The following is a 20,223-nucleotide window of genomic DNA, read 5'->3' as shown; positions in this document are numbered from 1 at the left end:
AGCATTACAAGCATATGAAAATGTTTATATTGCACACTTGAGGCTATGGACCGAGGAGCCACACTTTCATAGGCGCGCCACAGATTCAGCATGTACAAGGCACAGTGGGCGCGCGTTTGATGGATGCATGACTTCCCCTCAACAGCACCGGCCGACACCTGTTGGTTCAGAACAGCCGCACCCAAACCACGATCGCGGCCTCGAATTCGACCTCTCCACGCTCCTGAACCGCCGACGCACGTTGGGCGTCCTGTTCGGTGCCGGGACGGCAGCAGCACTGGCTGCCTGTATGCCGGGTGCGGGAGGCGGCCCTGCCCCGGCGTCGTCGTCTTCCAGTGCCACGGCCACCGCAACGGAAAGTACGACGGCGGCCGGAGCGCCTTCCCCCACAAGTACCGTGACGCGCGCACTCGCCGAATGCGGAGTCGAGATCCCGGAGGAAACGCTAGGCCCCTATCCCGGCGACGGTTCCAATGGACCGAATGTGCTCGAGGCATCAGGAGTGGTTCGAAAGGACATCACGTCCAGTTTCGGAAGCTCCACAACAAAGGCGACAGGCGTCCCGCTGACTTTCACCCTCACTCTCCTGGACAACGCCAACGGTTGCTCGCCGCTGGCAGGCGCGGCGGTCTATGCCTGGCACTGCGATCAGAACGGAAAGTATTCCCTATACGACTCGGGGCTGAAGAACGAGAACTATTTGCGCGGCGTCCAGGAGGCCGACAGCAACGGCCAAGTCTCGTTCAGCACCATTTACCCCGGTGCTTACAGCGGTCGATGGCCTCATATTCACTTTGAGGTATTTGAATCCATGAGCAACACTTCTGCCGCTGGCCAGGTGTTGGCAGTTTCCCAGATCGCCCTGGCTGAGGCCGCGTGCAAGGACGTCTACGGCTCGTCGGGATATGAGTCGAGTGCCCGCAACTTCGCGAAAAGCACCCTGGCAGGGGACAACGTCTTTGGTGACGATGGAGGCATATATCAGCTGGCCACGATGTCTGGCTCGGTCCAGGGAGGCTACACAGCCGCGCTGAACGTCACCGTCTGACACAAAGCGATCGAAGAGCGCAGCTAGACTCGGGGGCATGCCTTCGAATGCCCCCGCAGCAGTTGACCACATCCAGGACCTCGGCGCGTACGTTTCGGCTTCGCCGTCCAGCTTCCATGCAGTGCACGAGGCTGGCAGGCGGCTTGATGGCGCCGGCTTCACCGCACTGGATGAACTGCAGCCGTGGGAAGGTGGCGCGGGTAAGTTCTATGTCATCCGCGATGGCGCCCTGATCGCGTGGGTCATTCCCGAAAGTGCCGGACCAACCACGGGCTTCAACATCCTGGGTGCCCACACGGACTCCCCTTCTTTCAAACTGAAGCCAAAGCCCACCACAGGCAGGTTCGGGTGGCTGCAGGCCGGCGTCGAGGTGTACGGCGGGCCGCTCCTCAACTCCTGGTTGGACCGCGAGCTGCAACTGGCGGGGCGCTTGGTGTTACGCGACGGAACCCAGCACCTGACAGCCACAGGCCCGCTCCTGCGCTTCCCGCAATTGGCCATCCACTTGGATCGCGGGGTCAATGACAACGGCCTCCTCCTGTCCAAGCAGCAGCACATGAATCCTGTTTTCGGGCTCGGTGATCCCGCCAACGACGACCTTTTGGGCCTGCTTGCCGAGCGACTCGAGGGCATCACCGTTGATCCTGCAGACATCGGGGGTTACGACGTCGTGGTGGCGGACACGCAGGCACCTGCGGTTTTCGGCGCCAAGGGTGAGTTCTTCGCCTCCGGCCGCTTGGACAACCTTTCCTCCACGCACGCTGGCCTGATGGCGTTGATCGAGCATGCGAAAGCAGGGCCGAAAGATGGCCCCATCGCTGTCCTCGCCGCCTTCGACCATGAAGAGATCGGTTCCAACTCGCGCTCCGGTGCTTGCGGGCCCATCCTTGAGGACGTTCTGACTCGTATCTCCGATGGTCTTGGCGCCTCGGTGAGCCAACGGCGGCAGTCCCTGGCGGCGTCGTTCTGTGTTTCTGCGGATGCCGGCCACGCCGTCCACCCGAACTACGCCGAGAGGCATGATCCCGTAAATCGTCCCGTACTCAACGGTGGGCCGCTATTGAAGATCAACGCCAACCAGCGCTACGCCACCGACGCGACGGGAGCTGCGCTGTGGGCGCGGCTGTGCGGGGAAGTAAATGTGCCGTACCAGGAATATGTCTCCAACAATGACCTTCCGTGCGGTTCCACCATCGGTCCACTGACCGCGACGCGGCTGGGGATAAGGACAGTCGATGTCGGCATCCCCCTGCTGTCCATGCATTCGGCACGGGAGTTGTGTGGTGTCGAGGACCCGCTCCGTTTGGCTTCTGTGGCGGAGCTGTTCTACCGAACCGACGCCTGATTTTCCGAGGCACGCCGACAAGGCCTCAAAGAGTCATTTCAGGGGCGTTTCCAAAGTTTTCTATAGGAAACTTTGGATGCTTATAATCATACTTTTTGTGCATGCTTCCTTTTTTGAGCACGGCAAAATGTACTTCCGCACAAGATTTTGCCCTGCGCGGATGGCTAGTGTGGGAAAGCCATGTGGCCCGCTGCACATCAACCCGGGCCCTCTCCAAAGACACTAAGGACGGCGCCGACCCATGCACGCTGACCAACAACTTTCAAAGTCCCTGAAGCCACGACACCTCTCCATGATCGCTATCGCCGGCGTGATTGGTGCTGGGCTGTTTGTGGGCTCCGGCGCCGCTATCCAACAGGCTGGCCCGGGCATCCTCGTCGCCTACTTGGCCGCTGGACTGGTGGTTATCCTCGTCATGAGGATGCTTGGCGAGATGGCTGCGGCCAACCCGGAGACGGGCTCCTTCTCCACGTATGCAGACAAGGCCCTTGGCCGGTGGGCAGGCTTCAGCATCGGCTGGCTGTATGCCTGGTTCTGGATCATCGTCCTCGGCATCGAAGCCACAGCAGGCGCTGCCATCATGCACCGCTGGGTTCCGGGCGTCGATCAGTGGGTTTGGGCGCTGGTGCTCATGGTGCTCCTGACATTGACGAACCTAGGCTCTGTGAAGTCCTACGGTGAGTTCGAATTCTGGTTCGCGTCCATTAAGGTCGCTGCGATCGTCATCTTCCTGCTCGCCGGCATTGCCGCGATCCTTGGCTTGATCCCAGGCGTTTCCGCGCCTGGCGTCGCCAACCTCCTGGATCAGGGTGGCTTCATGCCCAACGGTCCGGGCGCGGTCCTGGCTGGCATCCTCGTGGTGGTCTTCTCGTTCTTTGGGGCAGAGATTGCCACCATCGCCGCGGGCGAGTCCGAAAACCCCGTGGACGCCGTCAAGAAGGCCGTGAAGTCCACTGTTTGGCGCATCTTGATCTTCTACATCGGCTCCATTGCCATTGTGGTCACGCTCCTGCCGTGGAACAGCGCTTCAGTTGCCAAGAGCCCGTACGTCGCCGTGATCGAGCTCTACGGAATCCCGGGCGCCGGCACCATCATGGACATCGTGGTCCTCACCTCGGTGCTGTCATGCCTGAACTCCGGTCTTTACACCGCCAGCCGCATGTTGTTCTCGCTCTCGCAGCGCGGCGACGCCCCCAAATCCTGGACCAAGATCTCCAAGCGTGGCGTTCCCGCCGCAGCGGTTCTTGCTTCCACCGTGGTCGGGTTCATCACCGTTGGCCTGAACTACGTGGCACCGGACACCGTGTTCCTGTTCCTCGTCAACACCTCTGGCGCCATCGCTTTGTTCGTGTGGCTGGTCATCGCCAGCTCACAGCTCATCCTCCGCCGCCGAATGGGCACCGCCGCCAAGGACCTCGACCTCAAGATGTGGTTCTTCCCGTACCTCACGTGGATCGCGATTGGAAGCATCGTCGCGCTCATCATCGGCATGGTGATACTTGAATCCACGCGCGAATCGCTTTTCCTCTCGCTGGCCCTGGCTGCGGTTGTCGTCGCCATCGGTGTGTTCCGGTATCGCAAGCGCGGCACCCCGTCCGCTCCGGTGGGTGACACGGATGCCGAGCCTGTGACGTTGGGTTCCGGTCCGGCGTCGTAAGCGTCCTTTTCGTTCGGGGCAGCCGCCGTCAGCGTTCGACGGCGGCTGCCCCTTTTCGTGATTAAGGCACCTCAACGGGGAGGTACTGGATGGGTCCGGGGCATTCTGCGCCAGTAGTGTTCGGAACACCCGGAATCGCAGGGATGTCGAAGACGGCGTCCCGCTGGCGTTTGCCTGACTCCTTGACCACAACGCGAACCTTGGCCAGCACGCTGGGCGGGGAGGTTGTCTGCTCGGCAGCGAGGTATGGAGGCTCCTGAGGAACGAGCCAGCGGCCATCCGTCTGCTGCTGGAGGGGCCGGGGCGTGCAGTTTTCTCCGAAACACGCCTGGACGCGGCTTGGCGCGGAGACTATCTTCAGCTCGATCGGTGTGGCGCTCCCAATGGCAGGGCACACGCGCGACTTGTCCACTGCGAACCACACCACGCCGCCGATCGCGGCCACCAGAATGATCGCGGCAACCCAAATCAGCCGGGGCTTCATGGCAAGTAGCCTACGCCTGGCACGCCACCGGGAACTGGGCTTCTTGGGCGGCGGTGTGGGCTACTGGGCCAAGCCAATAACGAGGTTGATGGTGACGGCCAGGATGACTGTGCCGAACAGGTACGAAAGAAGGCTGTGCTTTAGGGCCTCAAGCCGGATCTTGTGGTTGCCCAGATTGGTGTCTGAGACCTGGTACGTCATGCCCAGGCTGGTGGCGAGGTAGGCGAAGTCCGTGTACTGCGGTGGGCGATCCTGGTTAAAACTGATGCCGCCCACTTCACCACCGGCATCGGCTTCAGGGCTGTAGTAGAGCTCGGCATAGCGCAGGGTGAAGAGCGTTTGGACCAGCATCCAGGACAGGGCTACGCACGCCAGGGAGAGCGCGGCCGAGTAGAAGCGCGTGTCCGCTCCTTCAGTGTGCGAGTTGACGATCACCGCGGCAGCGGCGGCGATGCTGGCCAGGTTTGCGACGAGGATCAGCACGTCAGTGACCCCACGGGACGGGTCCTCGGACGTCGCGTGTTGCTGGGTCTCGGCTGGATCCATCCGCGCTATCACCAGCCACACCCATCCAACATAGATCAGTGCGGCCGTGGCCCAGCCGACGGCCGTTGCATCGACCCAGCTGCCTGCGATGCCCGTGGCCACGAAGGCTGCGGCGCCGGCTGCCACCATGACAACGAAACGCAAACGGCTGCGTCTGACTCTGACGTTGTTCATGGCCCCACCCTAGCCCGAGTTTCTCCTTTGATCCGGGGGATTGGGACGCAGGAATCCACGGAATGGGCATCCTCGTGTTAGTGTCTTTGTCGCTGTTACGGAGAAAAACGAAACACTCTTTCTCCGATCACCCTGCGCGGGTGGCGGAATGGCAGACGCGCTAGCTTGAGGTGCTAGTCCTCGAAAGGGGGTGGGGGTTCAAGTCCCCCTCCGCGCACAGGTGTGATGTAGCGGGACATCCTTTACGGATGTGTCGGGACATCATTGACACCCCCGGTCTTCGGACCGGGGGTGTTTTGTTTTTTCTGGTAGCCGCGGTCTGGGTTGATTGTGAACTCCGCGAGGACTTCACCGGTTCCGTGTTCGATGGTCAGGACGTGTTCTTCGTGGCCGAGCAGGATCACTCGTTTGTGCTTGTGGAGTCGACCGATGCCCAGGTGGCGGAGGCGTCCGGCGTAGCGGAGTGAGACTTTCCCATCGGCATCGACTCGGTCGGTGCGGGTCCGCCAGTGGTCGCCTTGGATGGCGAGCTTCGGGGCGGCTTTGGGGGCGGCGTTGTAGGCGGTGGCCGGTGTGCGCCGGTTCAGGGCACGGTGCGGGCGTTCGTGGTTGTAGATCTGCCTGAACTTCGCGAGCTGGTCGTTCAGGCCGTCGAGGGTGTGGGCGCGAGGCTGCCCGGCAAGCCATTTTTTCAGGGTCTGGTGGAATCGCTCGATTTTGCCTTGGGTTTGGGGATGGCCTGGGTGGCCGTTCTTCTGCGTGATGCCGAGCGAAGCTATGAGGGTTTCGAAGGCGTTCCGGCCGCCCTTCCCGCCAGCCAGGCGGGTGGTGTAGACCATGCCGTTATCGGTCAGGGTTGAGGCCGGGAGCCCGTGTTCGCTGCCTGCGTCGAGGAACGCGTTGACCACGATGGGGCCGGTAACCCGGCGGTGGGCGGTGCAGTGCAGCAGGTAGCGGGAGTGGTCATCGAGGAAGTTCAGGATCTCGGTGTCGGTTCCGTCGGCCAGGGCCCAGTGGGTGAAGTCGGATTGCCAGGTCTCGTTGGGCTGGTGCGCTTCGAAGCGCCGCAGCGAGGAGCGGGGGCGCTTGTGGGGTTCCGGGGTGACGGTTCCGGCCTGGCGCAGGATTCTATGAATGGTGCTCGAGGCCGGCGGCCTGCACCCTTCCAGTTCAAGATGGCTGGCGATGGTTTCCGCGCCTGCGTCAAGGCCCTCGGCGGCGAGGCGCTGCCGCAGGGCAAGTACGCGGTCCCGGATGGCAGGGCTGGTCGCCTGTGGGCTGCGGCGGGGGCGCCTGGACCGGGGCGAGAGGCCCGCTTCGCCGGCCTCGGCGTGGCGGCGAAGGAGTTCGTGCACCCATTGCCGGCTGACGCCGTAGCGGCGGGCGGTTTCGGTTTTGGACATTCCGCCCTCAAGGACGGCCAGGACGATGACCTTGTTCTTCGACATGGCCCAGCCCATCAGGGCATGTGTCGTCTATGTCCCGCGACATGCCGGCAGTGTCGACGATGTCCCGCCACAGGCACTGTCAAGGATGTCCCGCCACATGTGTAAACGATGTCCTGAAATCACACACCCCTCCGCGCACAGGAAACCCCTGGAAGGTCAATGATCTTCCAGGGGTTTTGTCGTTTGCGGCTCTCGGTGGGAGCAGGCACGTTCGCTCCCCGGCTCAGTTATCCACATACGGCGACTGGCAGGTTTCGGTCCAACACACCACCGAATAGCTTTGAGTGCAGGAGATGCACTAAGATATTGAAGTCTGTGTTGCGCCCTCCTTCCGAGTCTTCGGCGGGGGAGTGAGCCACAGCATCGCAAATGAACCTCCTGTTACGGAAATACCGTAACCGCTTAGCCCAAAGGAGGTGGGTTCACATATGCGTCCTTACGAATTGATGGTAATCATCGACCCCGAGGTCGAAGAGCGTACCGTAGAGCCGTCGCTTCAGAAGTTCCTCAATGTCATCACCACCGATGGTGGAACCATCGAAAAGGTTGACATCTGGGGCCGTCGCCGTCTGGCATACGACATCAAGAAGAAGTCCGAAGGTATCTACGCAGTGGTGAACTTCACCGCTGAGCCGGCTACCGCCAAGGAACTTGACCGCCAGCTGTCTCTTAACGAGACGATCATGCGCACCAAGATCATCCGCCCCGAAGACCAGAAGGTCGTTGCTGAGTAATCAGCCCCTTCCAGATCTTTACACCGCAGGAACGAACAAGGAGGCAGTAGATGGCAGGCGAAACCACTATTACGGTCATCGGTAATCTCACCAATGACCCGGAGCTGCGGTTCACCCCGTCTGGCTCAGCAGTAGCGAACTTCACCATCGCTTCTACTCCCCGGACCTTTGACCGTCAGTCGAATGAGTGGAAGGACGGGGAAACCCTGTTCCTCCGCGCTTCCGTCTGGCGCGAAGCTGCCGAGAACGTGGCCGAGTCCCTCACAAAGGGCATGCGCGTCATTGTTTCCGGCCGTTTGAAGAGCCGTTCCTACGAAACCAAGGAAGGCGAGAAGCGCACCGTTATCGAGCTCGAGGTCGATGAAATCGGTCCGAGCCTGCGTTACGCGAACGCCAAAGTCAACCGTACCCAGCGCTCCGGTGGCCAGTTCGGCGCCGGAAACGGTGGCCAGGGTGGCTTCGGTGGCGGTAACGCCGGTGGCTTTGGAGGAGGCGCTGCAGCTGGTGCAAGCCAGGGCGGCAACTCCGGTGGAAACTGGGGCGGCAACCAGCCCGCACAGCAGGATGACCCTTGGGCTACGCCCGGTGTCAGTAATGCAGGCGGCTGGGGCAACGGCCCGGATTCCGAACCTCCCTTCTAAACACAAAGAAAAAGTCCGACGCCGGAACCCGCCGGGACTGCCGCGAGGCACCCGGGCGACTACCGCCGTCGAACACCACCATCCCGTGGATCAATATCCACGGGCTCCATAGAAAAGGAGCTCCACGATGGCTAAGGCTGAACTCCGTAAGCCCAAACCAAAGTCCAACCCCTTGAAGGCCGCTGACATCACTGTCATCGACTACAAGGACGTAGCACTGCTGCGCAAGTTCATCTCCGACCGCGGAAAGATCCGCGCTCGTCGCGTTACTGGCGTTACCGTTCAGGAACAGCGCAAGATCGCCCAGGCAATCAAGAACGCCCGCGAAGTTGCTCTGCTGCCTTACTCCGGCGCTGGCCGCGGCTAAGGGAAGGGATTAACTAACATGGCAAAGCTCATTCTGACCCACGAAGTAACCGGTCTCGGTGCTGCTGGCGACGTTGTCGAGGTCAAGGACGGTTACGCACGTAACTTCCTGCTGCCCCGCGGCTTCGCTCTGACCTGGACCAAGGGTGGCGAGAAGCAGGTTGAGTCCATCAAGGCTGCCCGCGCTGCTCGTGCCCACGCTTCTGTTGAAGCTGCACAGGCACAGGCTCAGGCTCTGTCCTCCAAGAAGGTCAAGCTCGAGGTGAAGGCCGGCGAGTCTGGTCGTCTCTTCGGCACCGTCAAGCCTGCTGATGTCGCTGCTGCCGTTGAGGCCGCTGGCCTCGGTGCCATCGACAAGCGCAACGTTGAACTGCCGAACCACATCAAGTCTGTCGGTTCGTACCAGGCCAACGTTCGCCTGCACGAGGATGTTTCCGCTGTTATCGACCTCGAGGTCGTTGCAGGGAAGTAGTCTCTGACTGCTTAGAAGGACCCCCGTCACCGGTTTCCGGTGGTGGGGGTCCTTTGCTTAGGGGGACGGTGTGTGGAGCTCCGACATGACGTGTTGGTAGCCCGCCCGGATCATCTCTGCGAGAACCTCACGGTCCACGTCGTCCAGCCGGTTGATGTACAAACATGCGGCTCCGGTCTTGTGCTTGCCCAACTCGGGAAGCAGCCGATCGGCATCGGGGCCGTAGGTGAGGCCATAAAGTGCCAGGTTAGCCTTGCGCGGTGAGAAACCGACGGCGGCGGAGTCACCTTCGCGTCCACTCTCGTATTTGTAGTGGTAGCTGCCGAAACCCACGATCGTCGGCCCCCACATGACCCCTTCCTTACCAGTGATCTCCTGCATCATCCTCCGCAGCTCCAACCCATCGGCGCGCCGGCCAGGGGGCTCCACAGCGGACAGGAATTCATCCACGGACATGCCCGTGGGCTGGGTCTTGTTCTCTGCCATGCTCGTAGTTTCGCAGACACGCGGTTGGCCGACCACCCAGTGATAGCCTGCAGCGGTGACTTCAGAATCCTTGCGTATCCGACCGTTCCACCAGGTTGACGTCTTCTCTGCCCAGCCGTATGGCGGTAATCCCCTCGCAGTTGTGGTTGACGCAGAGGGCCTAAGCAGCGAGGCGATGCAGCACTTCGCCAACTGGACCAACCTCTCCGAGACCACTTTCCTTCTTCCTCCCACGGATCCGCGTGCCGATTACCGCGTGCGTATCTTCACGGGCAGCGAGGAGTTCCCGTTCGCTGGGCACCCAACCCTTGGTTCCGCTCACACCTGGCTGCAGGCCGGGGGAGAACCAAAGACGGACGGCGTGCTGGTGCAGGAATGCGGCGCAGGTTTGGTCCGGGTGAAGAACGACGCCGGCAGGCTGGCTTTTGCTGCACCACCACTGACCCGCTTCGAGGCCGTGGACGCTGCCGTTCGTTCCCAGCTGGCAGCCGGTCTTAGGCTTCCGGAGGACTCCTTGCTGGACGCATCATGGCTGGTAAATGGCCCGGAGTGGGTTGGTGTCCTACTCGAGTCTGCAGAACAGGTCCTGGCGATTGAACCGGATCTGGTGGCGATGGGTGACCTCAAGGTCGGGGTGATCGGCCCACACGAGCCAGGTTCCGACGTCGACTTTGAGGTGCGGACCTTCATTCCCGGCGACGCCATGGTGGAAGATCCCGTGACTGGCAGTTTCAACGCCGGTGCAGCGCAGTGGCTGATCGGCAGCGGCCGGGCGCCTGAACAATATATGGCGGCGCAGGGCACGGCCCTGGGCAGGGCGGGTCGGATCCATGTGAAGGCTGAGGACGGGGACATCTGGATCGGCGGGGCATCGGCTACTTGCATCCAGGGCACCGTGCTGCTGTAGCTCTAAACGGCCCGGGGATTGGCGTCACCTCCGGCGAGCGTTTAGCGTGAGACTTATGTCAGCATCCGATGCTTCCGCGAAGGCCAACGGCAACCCTCTGCTTGTCCTTGGCAAGATCACGTCCATCCTGGATGCTTTTTCCCTATCGAAACCGGTGCTGCAGCTGAGCGACATTCGCGAATACACGGGTATGCCCACATCCACCGTGCAACGTCTGGTCACCAACCTGACGTCGCAAGGATTCCTGGACCGGGAGGGCGATGCTTACCGCATCGGTATGCGGATGGCCTATTGGGCCGCTCCTGCCACGCGTGGCATGGAAGTGGTGGACATCCTGAGCCCGCTACTCAAGACGTTGCGGGACAACACCGGGGAAACGGCGTGCTTCTTCAAGGCAGAACAGCACTACCGGGTCTGTGTTGCCATGGCCGACACACGTCACGCGCTCCGTCGTGAGATGCACCTTGGCAAGATCATCCCGCTCCACGCAGGTTCGGCGGGCAGGGTCCTGCTCGCGTGGTCTCCTGAATTGATGGAGGCCGTCCTCCGCGACCCGTTGGAGCCCATTACCGACTACACGATTACCAGTTCGGAGGACTTGGAGATCGCAGTCAAGAAGACGCGGGCTGATGGCTTTGCTATCACCGTGGGGGAGCGGGAAGACGGAGCCTCCGGGCTCTCGGCGCCGGTGTTCGATTCAGCTGCTGCCCTGGTGGGCGCAGTCACCATCAGTGGCCCTACGCTGCGGATGCCACTGGAGACGTGCCAGGCGTGGGTGGAACCTTTGCTCGCGACAGCGGAACATATGACCAGACTCATTGGCGGGCGGTTCCCGGGGGAGTCGTAGGGGCTGGCAACGGTGAATGGGCAGTAACCAAAACGGGTGTACACACGAGGAGCACATTATGGATTCTGCACGGACTTTTGAAGCGATCACCATTATTTTCAATCCCAACAGCACGGGAAATGCGCCCGAGCTTGCTGAGAAATTGCAGGTAAAGCTGAAGGACACCCTCACTTACGCACCTGAGATTACGCTCCAGCCCACTGAACATGCTGGACATGCCGTGGAGTTGGCCCGGAAGGCTGCGGCAAGGGGAGGTGACGTTCTGGTTGTCTCTGTGAGCGGTGACGGCGGCTACAACGAGGTTGTCAACGGCGTTATGCAGGCGGGAAACCCGCAGGCGGTATGTGCAGTCATGGCTGCGGGCAACGCCAATGACCACCGACGGATCACGGGAACCAAGCCACTGGAAGAGGCTATTGTTGAGGGCCACGTCCGGAAGATTGACCTCCTGAGCATTCACACAGGTCAAAAGGAAGGCCAGCCGTTGGAGTACGCGCATTCCTATATCGGATTCGGCCTCACACCTGTTGTGGCCACCGAGCTAGAAAAAGGGAGCAAGGGAGCCCTGACTGAAATGGTCTCCGTCATCAAAACCTTCTCAAAATTCGAGCCATTCGCCATCCGCACATCCGATGGCAAACGCCGAAAATTCGACAGCCTGGTTTTCGCCAACATCCCCGAAATGGCCAAATACGCCACACTCAGTGAGGCCGACGATCACCCCTCTGACGGAAAATTCGAAGTTATCGTCTTTCCGCACATGCCCAAATGGCGCGTGCTGCTGACAGCCCTCCGCGCAACTACCCAGGGCCTGGGCGATCAGCCGAGCGTGAGCAGCTACGACTTCACTACGCTCAAACCCTTGCCGTACCAGATGGACGGTGAAGTGAAGACGGTGGAAGCCAATGTGAAAGTCAGGGTGGAATGCGCTCCGGCCGCTCTGGCTACAGTCGGCTAAGGAGCAGTTCTTCTCGGGGGTGCCGGAATCGGAGTTGCCAGCGCTACATCCCAGCCGACGCCCAAGCCCCAAGTAGCTGCGCATGCGCCCGCTGTCGTGTTAGGTGACGCCGCCTTCGAGAAGAATTCCGCTGGCCAAACGTATGGCCTTCCAACTGAGGTCGATGGGGTTTCCGTTGAACCGGACCTGATTCGGGCGTATGCAACCAACGATCGAATCGGGTATGTCAAGAACAACGAACGAAAAGTAGCAACTGGCGATCCATCGCTGTTCAAGTCGCCAGAAGAGGCATTGCATTGGCAGGCAAACCGGGCCAAGGGTCCGGTGAGTATCCCGGTTTTACGACCTCGACGGCGTCACCGTCATAGGTGAGTTCGTCTTCTCGGAGGGGACCGTCACGTCGAGTACTGAAAAATTGGAATACCCTAATGAGCGGCTCCGCCACAGGCCGCCGTCACGAAGTCGTAGATACGCCCACGCAACTCATTCGATGCTGCAACTTTCAGTACGCCTTCCCGTGCCCCCACCGAAATCCTTAATGGCAACAGTGTTCCCACTTTGTCCTCGGCCACCGCATGCGGGTCGCAACGCGCCGGACGGATCGTCAAGGGCACCTCTTTCGGGGCGGTGCCGGACGATATCGCGATGTCCCGCGGCCAGGGGTCCGATGGCGATTCGGCCAGCAGGGTGGTTCCGTCGATGGAGTTAATCGTTAGCTTTTGCGGTGACTCACCATGAGTGCCCGCAGGGGTAATGACAAGACGCACGACGGCGGTTCGACCATCTGGGGCCACCTCAAGATCGGGATCCAGGACGATGGCTGCTACGGCCGCAGCATCGGCTGCCAAGCACAGCTCGTCGGCGTTCCGGGGCAGGACGTTGAACGGGTCCCGTGACCCAACCGAGGTTTCTGCGGGTCCCTTAGCTGGCTCCGAGTAATAAACGATGGCCTTGAGGGGTTCAGTGGGCGACTGACTGCAACGTGGAGCGGGTAAGTCGGCGGGAAGGCTCTTGGGCTGTCGGGGCGGTAGTTCCAGGACACCGGTTGTTGGCTCCCAGACGATGTCCTTTTCAAACAACGGGGAATTCAGCCGCGCACCACTCACGGTAAGGGGAGTGTCTGTGTCGTTGGTGAGCTGTATGAGGATGGCTTGCTTGCCGTATTGGTCGCGCGACTGGTTAACCTCCACGGCGATGGGCTGTGCCTCAGAGGTGGTCGGCCGTCCTTGGCGGGGGAAGCCGTTACATGAGGCCAGTGGCAGGGTGGACAACAGGGCTACGCATGCCGCCCAATGACGCCACTCCCTGATGACCATGCCAACAGTGTAGGCGGCCTATGGCGGACAATTTATAAGCATGCTTAGCTTAGTCTCACCATAGATGCCGAAGGCACACAGAAGGGAACTCCATGTCCACCGTTACCCAGCTGTTCAAGTCGTCTGCCGCGGACGTCTGGAACGTCATCGCCGACGGTTGGCTGTACTCCGGGTGGGTTGTTGGCGCCTCAAGGATTCGCGCGGTGGATGACCAGTGGCCACAGGTCGGTTCCAAACTCCATCACTCCGTGGGAGCCTGGCCGCTTCTCCTCAACGACAGCACCAGCGTCACCGCCGTAGAACCTGGCCGGAGCCTGGAGCTCTTAGCCCGTGGCTGGCCCGTAGGTGAGGCAAAGGTCCGCATCACTTTGGAGGACCTGGGTGGCAATCAGTGCCGCGTCTCTATGGCCGAAGACGCGATCCGGGGCCCCGGAAAGGTGGTGCCAAAGGCACTCAGGGATCCTATGATCACCGTCCGCAACCGCGAGACTCTGCGGCGGCTGGAACTAATGGCGGCTGGCGGAGCGGGGAAGCCCAGCTAGAGCCCTGCAAGAGCGCGGTAGCCGGGCGCCGAGCCGCCGCCGTCGTGAATTCCTAATGCGATGGCAGACGCAACCTCAGCTGCCGTATACGTGCCCTTGAAACTGTCCGGGGCGACCAGAATGCTCATGCTCTGGCGAGCGGGCTGACCGGATGTGGCGGTAATCGATCCTCCGCGATAGCGATCGCGTTGAGGGCGCTGAGCCTGGCCATTTCGGCGCGGACGGGCACTGTTGCGCTGCCGACGTGCGGCAGGAGAACAGTGTTGGGGAGTTCAGCGAGGCCGGGGGACAGCGGTGGTTCGTCCTCGAACACATCCAGGCCCGCTCCGGCGATAATGCCGTTGCGCAGTGCGGATACCAGGGCAGCCTCATCCACCACGGGACCGCGGGCGGTGTTAATGAGGATGGCTTCGGGCTTCATACGTACCAGCACATCGGCGCTCACCAGATGCCTGGTCTGCTCGTTGAGCGGTACGTGTAAGGAGAGAAAGTCGCTGCGCTCTACCAGCTCGTCCCAAGGCGCTTGCCGGACCTTGCCCGCGAATTCCCCGAGCTCCTCGCCGCCGACCGGCCGGTCACTGGGTGGCCGCGGCGCGAAAAGCACCTCCATGCCAAAGCCCAAGGCTCGCCGAGCCACAGCGCGGGCGATCCTGCCGAATCCGGCAAGGCCAAGTACAGCGCCGGAAACGTCCCGGCCCAGCATGAACTCCGGCTCCCACCCGAGGAACTTTCCCTCCCGCACCAGCTTGTCCGCCTCCACAACCCGTCGGGCGGTTCCGAGAATGAGCAGCATGGCAATGTCCGCCGTCGCATCCGTGAGGACGCCCGGCGTATTTCCGACGAGGATGCCGTGCCGGGTGGCGGCATCGATGTCGATGTTGTTGTATCCGACCGCGAAATTGGAAACGCCCTTTACCCGCGCCTTGGCCAGCAGTGGCTCGTCGATGACGTCGCGTAACTGGGTGAGAACCACGTCGTAGTCTCCCGAAGCGCACAGGCTTGAAAGCGTCCCGTAATCCGGCGGCTCGGGAAGGACAGTGACCTGGCCGGCGTCGGAAAGCAATTGCAGCCCCGGGTCAGGGATGGCGGTAGTGACAAGGAAATGGTTCCCCACAGTTAGTTGCCCCCTGTGGAGGAAGGGATGACCCAGTCAAAGGCTGCCGCCCTGGAGCGCGCGCCCTGAGCAGCCTTTGAACGGTTGGGTTCGCCAAGCTCTGCCAGCAGCTTTTCGGACAGGACCACAAGTTCGCCAAAGACGTGCGGCGTGAGCCATTCGGGACGCGTGGCAAACAGGATGTCCTCGCTGGAGGTGTTGCCGCTGGCGCCGGGCGCGAACGGGCAACCACCCAGGCCGCCCAAAGCACCGTCCACCATTGCGGCCCCTGCTTGAATTGCAGCGAGCGTGTTGGCCACGCCCAGGCCCCAAGTGTCGTGACCGTGATAAACGATCCGCCGGGCAGGGGATTCATCCCGTACCCGCGTGATCAGGCTGGACACCTGGGCAGGAACGGCCTGCCCAAGGGTGTCGCAGATGACGATGTCCGTGGTGCCCTCGGCCCGGGGATCGTTGGCGATCAAAAGGATCCGCTCCTCTGGAACGTAGCCCTCGAACGGGCAAGTGAAGGATGTCGCAATGCACAACTGAATCTGGCCGTTCACTGTACGTGCATACTCAACGGCTTCAGGCAGAGCAGCAAGGCTCTCGTCCGTGGTCCGGCCGATGTTCGCCTTATTATGTGAATCCGACGCAGACAGGCAGTACTGGAAATTCCGCGCGCCTGCAGCTGCTGCCTTGGCAACATGGCCGGGTGTCGCTACCCAGATCCAGCACTTTTCGAGTTCCTCGGGAGTGAGGGCCTGGACAACTTCGAGAGTGTTGGCCATGGTGGGGACGAGGTCCGCGCGCGCCATGGATCCGAGCTCGATCGCCGGGACGCCCAGGCGCAGTAATTCGCGGACGGTTTCGATCTTTTGCTCTGTTGGCAGGAGTTTTCCGGTGAGCTGCAGCCCGTCCCGCAAGGTAACGTCCCTCAAGATGACACTGCCCAAGGGTGTGGCGTGCGTGCTTTCAAAACGGTTCATGGTCGGACAGCCTCCTCGCGGCCGGAAGCCGCATCGATTTGCGCAGCATCCAAGTGGAGGAGCCCGCCAAGGATTTCTTCAGTGTTTTCGCCAAGGTCCGGGCCAAGGTTCCGGATGGGCAGGGACTGGTCCCCGATCACGGGAACGATGCCCGGGAAACCGACTCCCGGCAGGATCTCTTCGCCCGTCGAAACGTCGAACTTTTGGATCATGTTGCGGGCCGCGTACTGGCTGTCCGTGCTGATGTCCGCGGCTGTGTAGATGGGACCAGCCGGAACCCCAGCTGCGTCCAGGGCTGCCAAAGCTTCGGGTGCTGTCAGTTGCGCGGACCACTCGCCGATGGCTTGGTCCAGTTCTTCGCGGCGTGCCCAGCGTCCGGCGTTGCTCTGCAGCTCCGGGTCCTCGGCGAGGTCCGCTCGGCCGATGGTCTCCATGTACCGCTGGTAAATGGAGTCCCCGTTTCCGGCCACCACAATGCTGGCACCGTCCTTACACACGTACGCGTTCGAGGGCGCAATGCCTTCCATACGGCCGCCAACGCGCTGACGGTCCACGCCATAGGCCTGGTAGTCCGGAATGAGCGATTCCATCATGGAGAACATCGCCTCATTCAGCGCGACGTCGATGATGCGCTCGGTGAGCGGCACAGCGCCAGCCGAGTCCCGGCGTCGTGCTTCACGCTGGTAGAGGCTCATCATGGAGCCGAAGGCGGCGTAAAGGCCCGCGATCGAGTCTCCGATGGAGACGCCCACGCGGACCGGCGCGCGGTCTGGATCGCCCACCAGGTTGCGGAACCCGCTATACGCCTCGGCGACGGCGGCAAATCCGGGCCGCTCAGACAGTGGCCCTGTCTGTCCAAAGGCAGAGATGCGGGTGACGATGAGGTCCGGGTTGGCCTGGTTGAGGACTTCGGGCCCGAGACCCCATTTCTCCAGCGTGCCCGGGCGGAAGTTTTCGAGCAGGATGTCCGACTTGGCAACCAAGGCCAGGACAGCCTGCTTGCCAGCCTCAGTGCGGAGATCCAGGACCACGGACTTCTTGTTGCGGTTCAGAGTGCGGTAGAGCATGGAAGTGTTGCCCTTGTGGAGGCGCCAGTTGCGGAGCTCGTCGCCGGTGCCTGGACGCTCGACCTTGATGACTTCGGCGCCGAAATCGGCAAGCAGCCTGCCAGCCGTGGGAGCGGCGATGTAATTGCCGAGTTCGAGGACTCGGACGCCGTCCAGCGGGGCGATTGTTTGGTGTGTCATGGTCTTCTCTCGTGCGTGCTTTTGTGATGGGACGGTCGGCGGGCGTTTAGAACAGCAGGCTCATGGGCAGGATCAGCAGGATCGCGACCACGGAGGCTACTGAAACTCCCACCATGACCGATTTCAATGCACCCCTCACACTCTGGCCCAAAAGGGACTGCAGGAGCCAGAACGTGTTGCTGGTGACGTGAACCATGAAGAGCGAGCCAGCGCCGGCGGCGAGGGCCAGCAGCACGGGATCAAGTCCAATGGCAGGTGCGATGGGTGCCAACAGCCCGGCGGCCGTAATGGCGGACAGGGTGACGGACCCGACGGCGATGTGCAGCACTGCGGCGATGGCCCAGACCACCAGCAAAGGGGCGACGGTGCTCGCCGAGAAAAAGCCACCAAGGATGTCACCGAGGCCCGCGGCCTTTACCGTGGCCGCGAGGGATCCGCCCACACCGGTGAGGATCAGGATCTGTCCGCTTTCCTTGAAGCCGACAGTGATGGCCTCCTCAACCTTCTTCTGCCCGATGGATGCGCGGGTGACCAGGCACGTACCAATGAGTCCGATGAGAAGGGCGATGACAGGTTCGCCAAGCAGCTGTAGCCAGGGGAGATCAATCTTGAAAATCTGCAGGATGGCTCCCGCGCCGATGAGGATCAGGGAAGTCAGGAGCGGTGCAAAGAGCATGATCAGCGGCTTCTCTTTGCTCTCGCGTTCGGCAACAGCCACTGCTGCGCCGATTGGCTTCGTGTTGGAGCCGGCTGGGGACTCGCTGGCGGTACTTGTTGCGGGGAGGGCACCGCTGGTCGGCTCCTCGCCCTCGCTGTCTTCCTCCGCCACGAAGGTGTGGTCCTCGTCCTTGGCTTCATTCCAGAATCCGCGGCGGAAGAGGAACGTCATGATGGCAATCGAAATGATGATGGTGGGAATAACCAGCAACAGGCCGAAGAGCAGCATCTTGCCGAGTGGAACGTTGAGGAGGCCAGCCAGGGCCAGCGACGCAACGCCCGGAACCGTAAAGACAATGCCGCATTCCAGGGCGATGGCCATGGCGGTTGCCATGCGGGCTGTGCCCAATTTTCCGATTTTCGGGGCGAGTTTGCGGGCCAGCGGGGCTGAGATGACGAGCAGGACGTCCAGGAAGATCGACTGAAGGAGCGTGCCTATTGCCAGGCCCATCGTGTAAGGCAGGCGTTTCGGGCCAAAGGTCTTGAGCAGATGCTCCACAAGGCGCCGGATGGCGCCGCTCTGATTGAGGATGGAGCCCATTAAGACGCCGAAGGCGATGAGTAGGCCGACGTCCACCATGATCTCGCCGAAGCCGGACGTAATGGTCTTCACGGTCTCTTCGACGCCGAGGCCGACGGCCAAACCCAGGTACACGGAGGCGATGACCAGGGAAATGACGGGGTTGACTCTGAAGCGGACGATCAGCACGACGGCGGCCAGGACCGCTACAGCTGTGTTGATCAGAACAGCAATGTCTGACATGGGGAATCCGATCGTTGGGCCTTCCACTCTGAAGGCTTGGAATTGATGCGCGCCGTGAGACAGGCCACATCACTGATCCCATATTATGAGTTTGAACTCATAATGCAAGCCTTCTCGGCAAAATGGACTGACCCAATGGCTTTCCCCAAGTGCAACCGGCAGTTCGAATCAGCGATCCGTGCCGCGATCAACGACGCTCGACTGCTGGTCTTGGTGGCTTCCATGACTACGGCGCCGGGACGCGGGCGATTTCAGTGCATGCCCTTCGCTATGTAGCTCCAGCGACCTAGCATGGTCCACAGGTACACCAACTGGGGGAGTGTGTAATGGGGCCATTGGAATCGTCTCAAGCCAACGTGACTAACAAGGCAACAGTCCGGACGGGTGCTGGAGGCGATTCCCCTATAGGTCCCGGCTCCCGTGCAGCTTTGCGGACCAGGCGCAGGCGGCCTTCGCGACTGAGGAAACTCGACCTGGCCATCATCCTCGTTCTGATCATCCTTCTCGCCCTTTCCGCTACTCCCTGGCCCTCCGCCATGTTGATTCGTAGCGTTTTTGAGCGCGGAGCGCAGTCCACCATTGACGAGATGGAGCCATACGTCCCCGACACTCCATTGCAGGAGCGCGCCGGTGTCGTTTACAAGCCCGGCTCTGCCTTTGACGTTTTCAGCCCTGCGGGCACGACTGCTCCACTCCCCACGATCGTGTGGATCCACGGCGGTGCCTGGATCTCCGGGGCTCAAGGCGATGTGGAACCCTATCTTCGGATTCTTGCCGCTGAGGGATACACGACCATTGGGATGAGCTACCCGATCGCGCCGGAGGCCGTCTATCCCACGGCCGTACGGGACATCAACGATGCCCTTGGCTATATCAAGGCCCACGCCACCGAATTGAATGTGGACACCACCCGGATTGTCCTGGCCGGTGATTCTGCAGGAGCGCAGTTGGCCAGCCAAATGACCACTCTCACTATTAACCCGGAGTATGCCAACCTGATGGGGATCGAACCCGCGCTCCAGAAATCGGACCTTGCCGCTACCATCCTGCATTGCGGTGTATATGATCTCCGGGCCATGGCTGACCTCAATGGCCTGGTTGCCTGGGGCTTCAAAACCTCCCTGTGGGCATACACGGGAACGAAGGATTGGTCCTCCACATATGCGGGCAGCACCATGTCCACCATTGATTTTGTGACCAAGGATTTCCCGCCGACCTTCATCAGTGGCGGCAACGGCGATGGTCTCACGTGGCTTCAGTCGGTTCCGTACGGCAATCGCCTGAAAGAAGCTGGCGTGCCCGTAACGGAGCTCTTTTGGGCTGCGGACCACAACCCCGAGCTTCCCCACGAGTACCAGTTCCACCTGAATTACACGGAGGCACGCGATGCCAGGGACAAGACTTTCGACTTCCTGTCCACGCACGCCGCCAGGGCGAAGTGAA

General features: G+C 61.4%; 22 protein-coding genes and 1 tRNA gene. 13 read left to right on the top strand and 10 right to left on the bottom strand.

Annotated features, from left to right (window positions below):
* The first annotated feature begins 127 nt into the window (after window positions 1-127).
* The 3 genes from LDN75_RS23900 (at window position 128) to LDN75_RS23890 (ending at window position 4,050) form a co-directional block, all read left to right on the top strand.
* Window positions 128-1,048, top strand: a complete 921-nt coding sequence (locus tag LDN75_RS23900) for an intradiol ring-cleavage dioxygenase (RefSeq protein WP_223935145.1) — start codon at window positions 128-130, stop codon at window positions 1,046-1,048.
* Window positions 1,049-1,085: 37 nt separating this feature from the next.
* Window positions 1,086-2,393 carry a M18 family aminopeptidase gene (locus tag LDN75_RS23895; RefSeq protein WP_223935144.1) on the top strand — a complete coding sequence of 436 codons (1,308 nt, stop codon included), beginning with the start codon at window positions 1,086-1,088 and terminating at the stop codon, window positions 2,391-2,393.
* Window positions 2,394-2,634: 241 nt separating this feature from the next.
* Window positions 2,635-4,050 carry an amino acid permease gene (locus LDN75_RS23890; RefSeq protein ID WP_223935143.1) on the top strand — a complete coding sequence of 472 codons (1,416 nt, stop codon included), beginning with the start codon at window positions 2,635-2,637 and terminating at the stop codon, window positions 4,048-4,050.
* A 61-nt stretch (window positions 4,051-4,111) separates the two neighbouring features.
* Here the strand turns inward: LDN75_RS23890 and LDN75_RS23885 are convergent, their stop codons facing one another.
* Window positions 4,112-4,534, bottom strand: coding sequence for a hypothetical protein (locus LDN75_RS23885; protein WP_223935142.1), 423 nt, complete (start codon window positions 4,532-4,534; stop codon window positions 4,112-4,114).
* 60 nt (window positions 4,535-4,594) lie between these two features.
* A complete protein-coding gene (locus LDN75_RS23880) occupies window positions 4,595-5,254 on the bottom strand; it encodes a DUF1345 domain-containing protein (protein WP_223935141.1) in 660 nt (219 codons plus the stop codon).
* A 134-nt stretch (window positions 5,255-5,388) separates the two neighbouring features.
* Here LDN75_RS23880 and LDN75_RS23875 point away from each other — a divergent pair.
* A tRNA-Leu gene (locus LDN75_RS23875) sits at window positions 5,389-5,471 on the top strand.
* 25 nt (window positions 5,472-5,496) lie between these two features.
* On the opposite strand, the gene LDN75_RS23870 is transcribed toward LDN75_RS23875, so the two are convergent.
* Window positions 5,497-6,702 (bottom strand): IS481 family transposase, encoded by a 1,206-nt coding sequence (locus LDN75_RS23870; protein ID WP_223935140.1) that lies wholly within the window; start codon window positions 6,700-6,702, stop codon window positions 5,497-5,499.
* Window positions 6,703-7,130: 428 nt separating this feature from the next.
* On the opposite strand from LDN75_RS23870, the gene rpsF reads away from it, so the two are divergent.
* The 4 genes from rpsF to rplI all read left to right on the top strand — a co-directional run bounded on the left by rpsF (window position 7,131) and on the right by rplI (window position 8,915).
* Entirely contained in the window at window positions 7,131-7,436 is a 306-nt protein-coding gene (gene rpsF, locus LDN75_RS23865; protein WP_021473324.1) for a 30S ribosomal protein S6, read from the top strand.
* Window positions 7,437-7,486: 50 nt separating this feature from the next.
* Complete coding sequence (locus LDN75_RS23860) at window positions 7,487-8,077, top strand: single-stranded DNA-binding protein (RefSeq protein WP_216924481.1); 591 nt, start codon at window positions 7,487-7,489, stop codon at window positions 8,075-8,077.
* 127 nt (window positions 8,078-8,204) lie between these two features.
* Window positions 8,205-8,444 carry a 30S ribosomal protein S18 gene (gene rpsR, locus LDN75_RS23855; RefSeq protein ID WP_003800144.1) on the top strand — a complete coding sequence of 80 codons (240 nt, stop codon included), beginning with the start codon at window positions 8,205-8,207 and terminating at the stop codon, window positions 8,442-8,444.
* Between the two features lie 18 nt (window positions 8,445-8,462).
* Window positions 8,463-8,915, top strand: coding sequence for a 50S ribosomal protein L9 (gene rplI / locus LDN75_RS23850; RefSeq protein ID WP_223935139.1), 453 nt, complete (start codon window positions 8,463-8,465; stop codon window positions 8,913-8,915).
* A 57-nt stretch (window positions 8,916-8,972) separates the two neighbouring features.
* Here the strand turns inward: rplI and LDN75_RS23845 are convergent, their stop codons facing one another.
* Window positions 8,973-9,401 carry a DUF1801 domain-containing protein gene (locus LDN75_RS23845; protein ID WP_223935138.1) on the bottom strand — a complete coding sequence of 143 codons (429 nt, stop codon included), beginning with the start codon at window positions 9,399-9,401 and terminating at the stop codon, window positions 8,973-8,975.
* Between the two features lie 55 nt (window positions 9,402-9,456).
* Between LDN75_RS23845 and LDN75_RS23840 the strand changes: the two genes are divergently transcribed.
* Genes LDN75_RS23840 through LDN75_RS23830 form a run of 3 tightly spaced genes read left to right on the top strand, consistent with a single transcriptional unit; the run spans window position 9,457 to window position 12,113 of the window.
* Window positions 9,457-10,308: a PhzF family phenazine biosynthesis protein gene (locus tag LDN75_RS23840; RefSeq protein ID WP_223935137.1), complete on the top strand. Its 852-nt coding sequence runs from the start codon at window positions 9,457-9,459 to the stop codon at window positions 10,306-10,308.
* A 55-nt stretch (window positions 10,309-10,363) separates the two neighbouring features.
* The gene (locus LDN75_RS23835; RefSeq protein WP_223935136.1) at window positions 10,364-11,155 is read left to right on the top strand and encodes an IclR family transcriptional regulator; all 792 of its coding nucleotides are present in this window, start codon (window positions 10,364-10,366) and stop codon (window positions 11,153-11,155) included.
* Window positions 11,156-11,213: 58 nt separating this feature from the next.
* Window positions 11,214-12,113 carry a diacylglycerol kinase family protein gene (locus LDN75_RS23830; RefSeq protein WP_223935135.1) on the top strand — a complete coding sequence of 300 codons (900 nt, stop codon included), beginning with the start codon at window positions 11,214-11,216 and terminating at the stop codon, window positions 12,111-12,113.
* 425 nt (window positions 12,114-12,538) lie between these two features.
* Here LDN75_RS23830 and LDN75_RS23825 read toward each other — a convergent pair whose 3' ends face one another.
* The gene (locus LDN75_RS23825; RefSeq protein WP_223935134.1) at window positions 12,539-13,429 is read right to left on the bottom strand and encodes a hypothetical protein; all 891 of its coding nucleotides are present in this window, start codon (window positions 13,427-13,429) and stop codon (window positions 12,539-12,541) included.
* A 92-nt stretch (window positions 13,430-13,521) separates the two neighbouring features.
* Between LDN75_RS23825 and LDN75_RS23820 the strand changes: the two genes are divergently transcribed.
* Window positions 13,522-13,971, top strand: coding sequence for an SRPBCC family protein (locus LDN75_RS23820; protein WP_223935133.1), 450 nt, complete (start codon window positions 13,522-13,524; stop codon window positions 13,969-13,971).
* Here LDN75_RS23820 and LDN75_RS23815 read toward each other — a convergent pair.
* Genes LDN75_RS23815 through LDN75_RS23795 form a run of 5 tightly spaced genes read right to left on the bottom strand, consistent with a single transcriptional unit; the run spans window position 13,968 to window position 18,780 of the window.
* Window positions 13,968-14,099: a glycerate kinase gene (locus LDN75_RS23815; protein ID WP_223935132.1), complete on the bottom strand. Its 132-nt coding sequence runs from the start codon at window positions 14,097-14,099 to the stop codon at window positions 13,968-13,970. The genes LDN75_RS23820 and LDN75_RS23815 overlap by 4 nt on opposite strands.
* Window positions 14,096-15,085 (bottom strand): D-glycerate dehydrogenase, encoded by a 990-nt coding sequence (locus tag LDN75_RS23810; protein WP_223935131.1) that lies wholly within the window; start codon window positions 15,083-15,085, stop codon window positions 14,096-14,098. Before LDN75_RS23810 ends, LDN75_RS23815 begins: the two co-directional genes overlap by 4 nt.
* Before the next feature lie 2 nt (window positions 15,086-15,087).
* Entirely contained in the window at window positions 15,088-16,053 is a 966-nt protein-coding gene (locus LDN75_RS23805; protein ID WP_223935130.1) for a hydroxymethylglutaryl-CoA lyase, read from the bottom strand.
* On the bottom strand, window positions 16,050-17,300 hold the full coding sequence (locus LDN75_RS23800; RefSeq protein WP_223935129.1) for a CaiB/BaiF CoA-transferase family protein: 1,251 nt from the start codon (window positions 17,298-17,300) through the stop codon (window positions 16,050-16,052). The genes LDN75_RS23805 and LDN75_RS23800 overlap by 4 nt, the downstream gene beginning before the upstream one ends.
* A 46-nt stretch (window positions 17,301-17,346) precedes the next feature.
* Window positions 17,347-18,780 carry an SLC13 family permease gene (locus tag LDN75_RS23795; RefSeq protein WP_223935128.1) on the bottom strand — a complete coding sequence of 478 codons (1,434 nt, stop codon included), beginning with the start codon at window positions 18,778-18,780 and terminating at the stop codon, window positions 17,347-17,349.
* A gap of 356 nt (window positions 18,781-19,136) precedes the next feature.
* Here LDN75_RS23795 and LDN75_RS23790 point away from each other — a divergent pair, with 356 nt between their 5' ends.
* Complete coding sequence (locus tag LDN75_RS23790) at window positions 19,137-20,222, top strand: alpha/beta hydrolase (protein ID WP_223935127.1); 1,086 nt, start codon at window positions 19,137-19,139, stop codon at window positions 20,220-20,222.
* Window position 20,223: the final 1 nt, after the last annotated feature.

The organism is Arthrobacter sp. StoSoilB5 (genome assembly GCF_019977235.1).
Lineage (GTDB): Bacteria > Actinomycetota > Actinomycetes > Actinomycetales > Micrococcaceae > Arthrobacter.
The sequence above is the reverse complement of the archived record's forward strand: the minus strand, read 5'-3'. Positions and strand labels throughout refer to the sequence as shown.

Coding starts and splice junctions, on each gene's coding strand:
- rpsF (WP_021473324.1), top strand. CDS start 7,131: ATGCGTCCTTACGAATTGATGGTAATCATCGACCCCGAGGTCGAAGAG.
- LDN75_RS23800 (WP_223935129.1), bottom strand. CDS start 17,300: ATGACACACCAAACAATCGCCCCGCTGGACGGCGTCCGAGTCCTCGAA.
- LDN75_RS23805 (WP_223935130.1), bottom strand. CDS start 16,053: ATGAACCGTTTTGAAAGCACGCACGCCACACCCTTGGGCAGTGTCATC.
- LDN75_RS23900 (WP_223935145.1), top strand. CDS start 128: ATGACTTCCCCTCAACAGCACCGGCCGACACCTGTTGGTTCAGAACAG.
- LDN75_RS23795 (WP_223935128.1), bottom strand. CDS start 18,780: ATGTCAGACATTGCTGTTCTGATCAACACAGCTGTAGCGGTCCTGGCC.
- LDN75_RS23870 (WP_223935140.1), bottom strand. CDS start 6,702: ATGTCGAAGAACAAGGTCATCGTCCTGGCCGTCCTTGAGGGCGGAATG.
- rpsR (WP_003800144.1), top strand. CDS start 8,205: ATGGCTAAGGCTGAACTCCGTAAGCCCAAACCAAAGTCCAACCCCTTG.
- LDN75_RS23895 (WP_223935144.1), top strand. CDS start 1,086: ATGCCTTCGAATGCCCCCGCAGCAGTTGACCACATCCAGGACCTCGGC.
- LDN75_RS23835 (WP_223935136.1), top strand. CDS start 10,364: ATGTCAGCATCCGATGCTTCCGCGAAGGCCAACGGCAACCCTCTGCTT.
- LDN75_RS23845 (WP_223935138.1), bottom strand. CDS start 9,401: ATGGCAGAGAACAAGACCCAGCCCACGGGCATGTCCGTGGATGAATTC.
- LDN75_RS23890 (WP_223935143.1), top strand. CDS start 2,635: ATGCACGCTGACCAACAACTTTCAAAGTCCCTGAAGCCACGACACCTC.
- LDN75_RS23880 (WP_223935141.1), bottom strand. CDS start 5,254: ATGAACAACGTCAGAGTCAGACGCAGCCGTTTGCGTTTCGTTGTCATG.
- LDN75_RS23860 (WP_216924481.1), top strand. CDS start 7,487: ATGGCAGGCGAAACCACTATTACGGTCATCGGTAATCTCACCAATGAC.
- LDN75_RS23830 (WP_223935135.1), top strand. CDS start 11,214: ATGGATTCTGCACGGACTTTTGAAGCGATCACCATTATTTTCAATCCC.
- rplI (WP_223935139.1), top strand. CDS start 8,463: ATGGCAAAGCTCATTCTGACCCACGAAGTAACCGGTCTCGGTGCTGCT.
- LDN75_RS23885 (WP_223935142.1), bottom strand. CDS start 4,534: ATGAAGCCCCGGCTGATTTGGGTTGCCGCGATCATTCTGGTGGCCGCG.
- LDN75_RS23815 (WP_223935132.1), bottom strand. CDS start 14,099: ATGAGCATTCTGGTCGCCCCGGACAGTTTCAAGGGCACGTATACGGCA.
- LDN75_RS23825 (WP_223935134.1), bottom strand. CDS start 13,429: ATGGTCATCAGGGAGTGGCGTCATTGGGCGGCATGCGTAGCCCTGTTG.
- LDN75_RS23820 (WP_223935133.1), top strand. CDS start 13,522: ATGTCCACCGTTACCCAGCTGTTCAAGTCGTCTGCCGCGGACGTCTGG.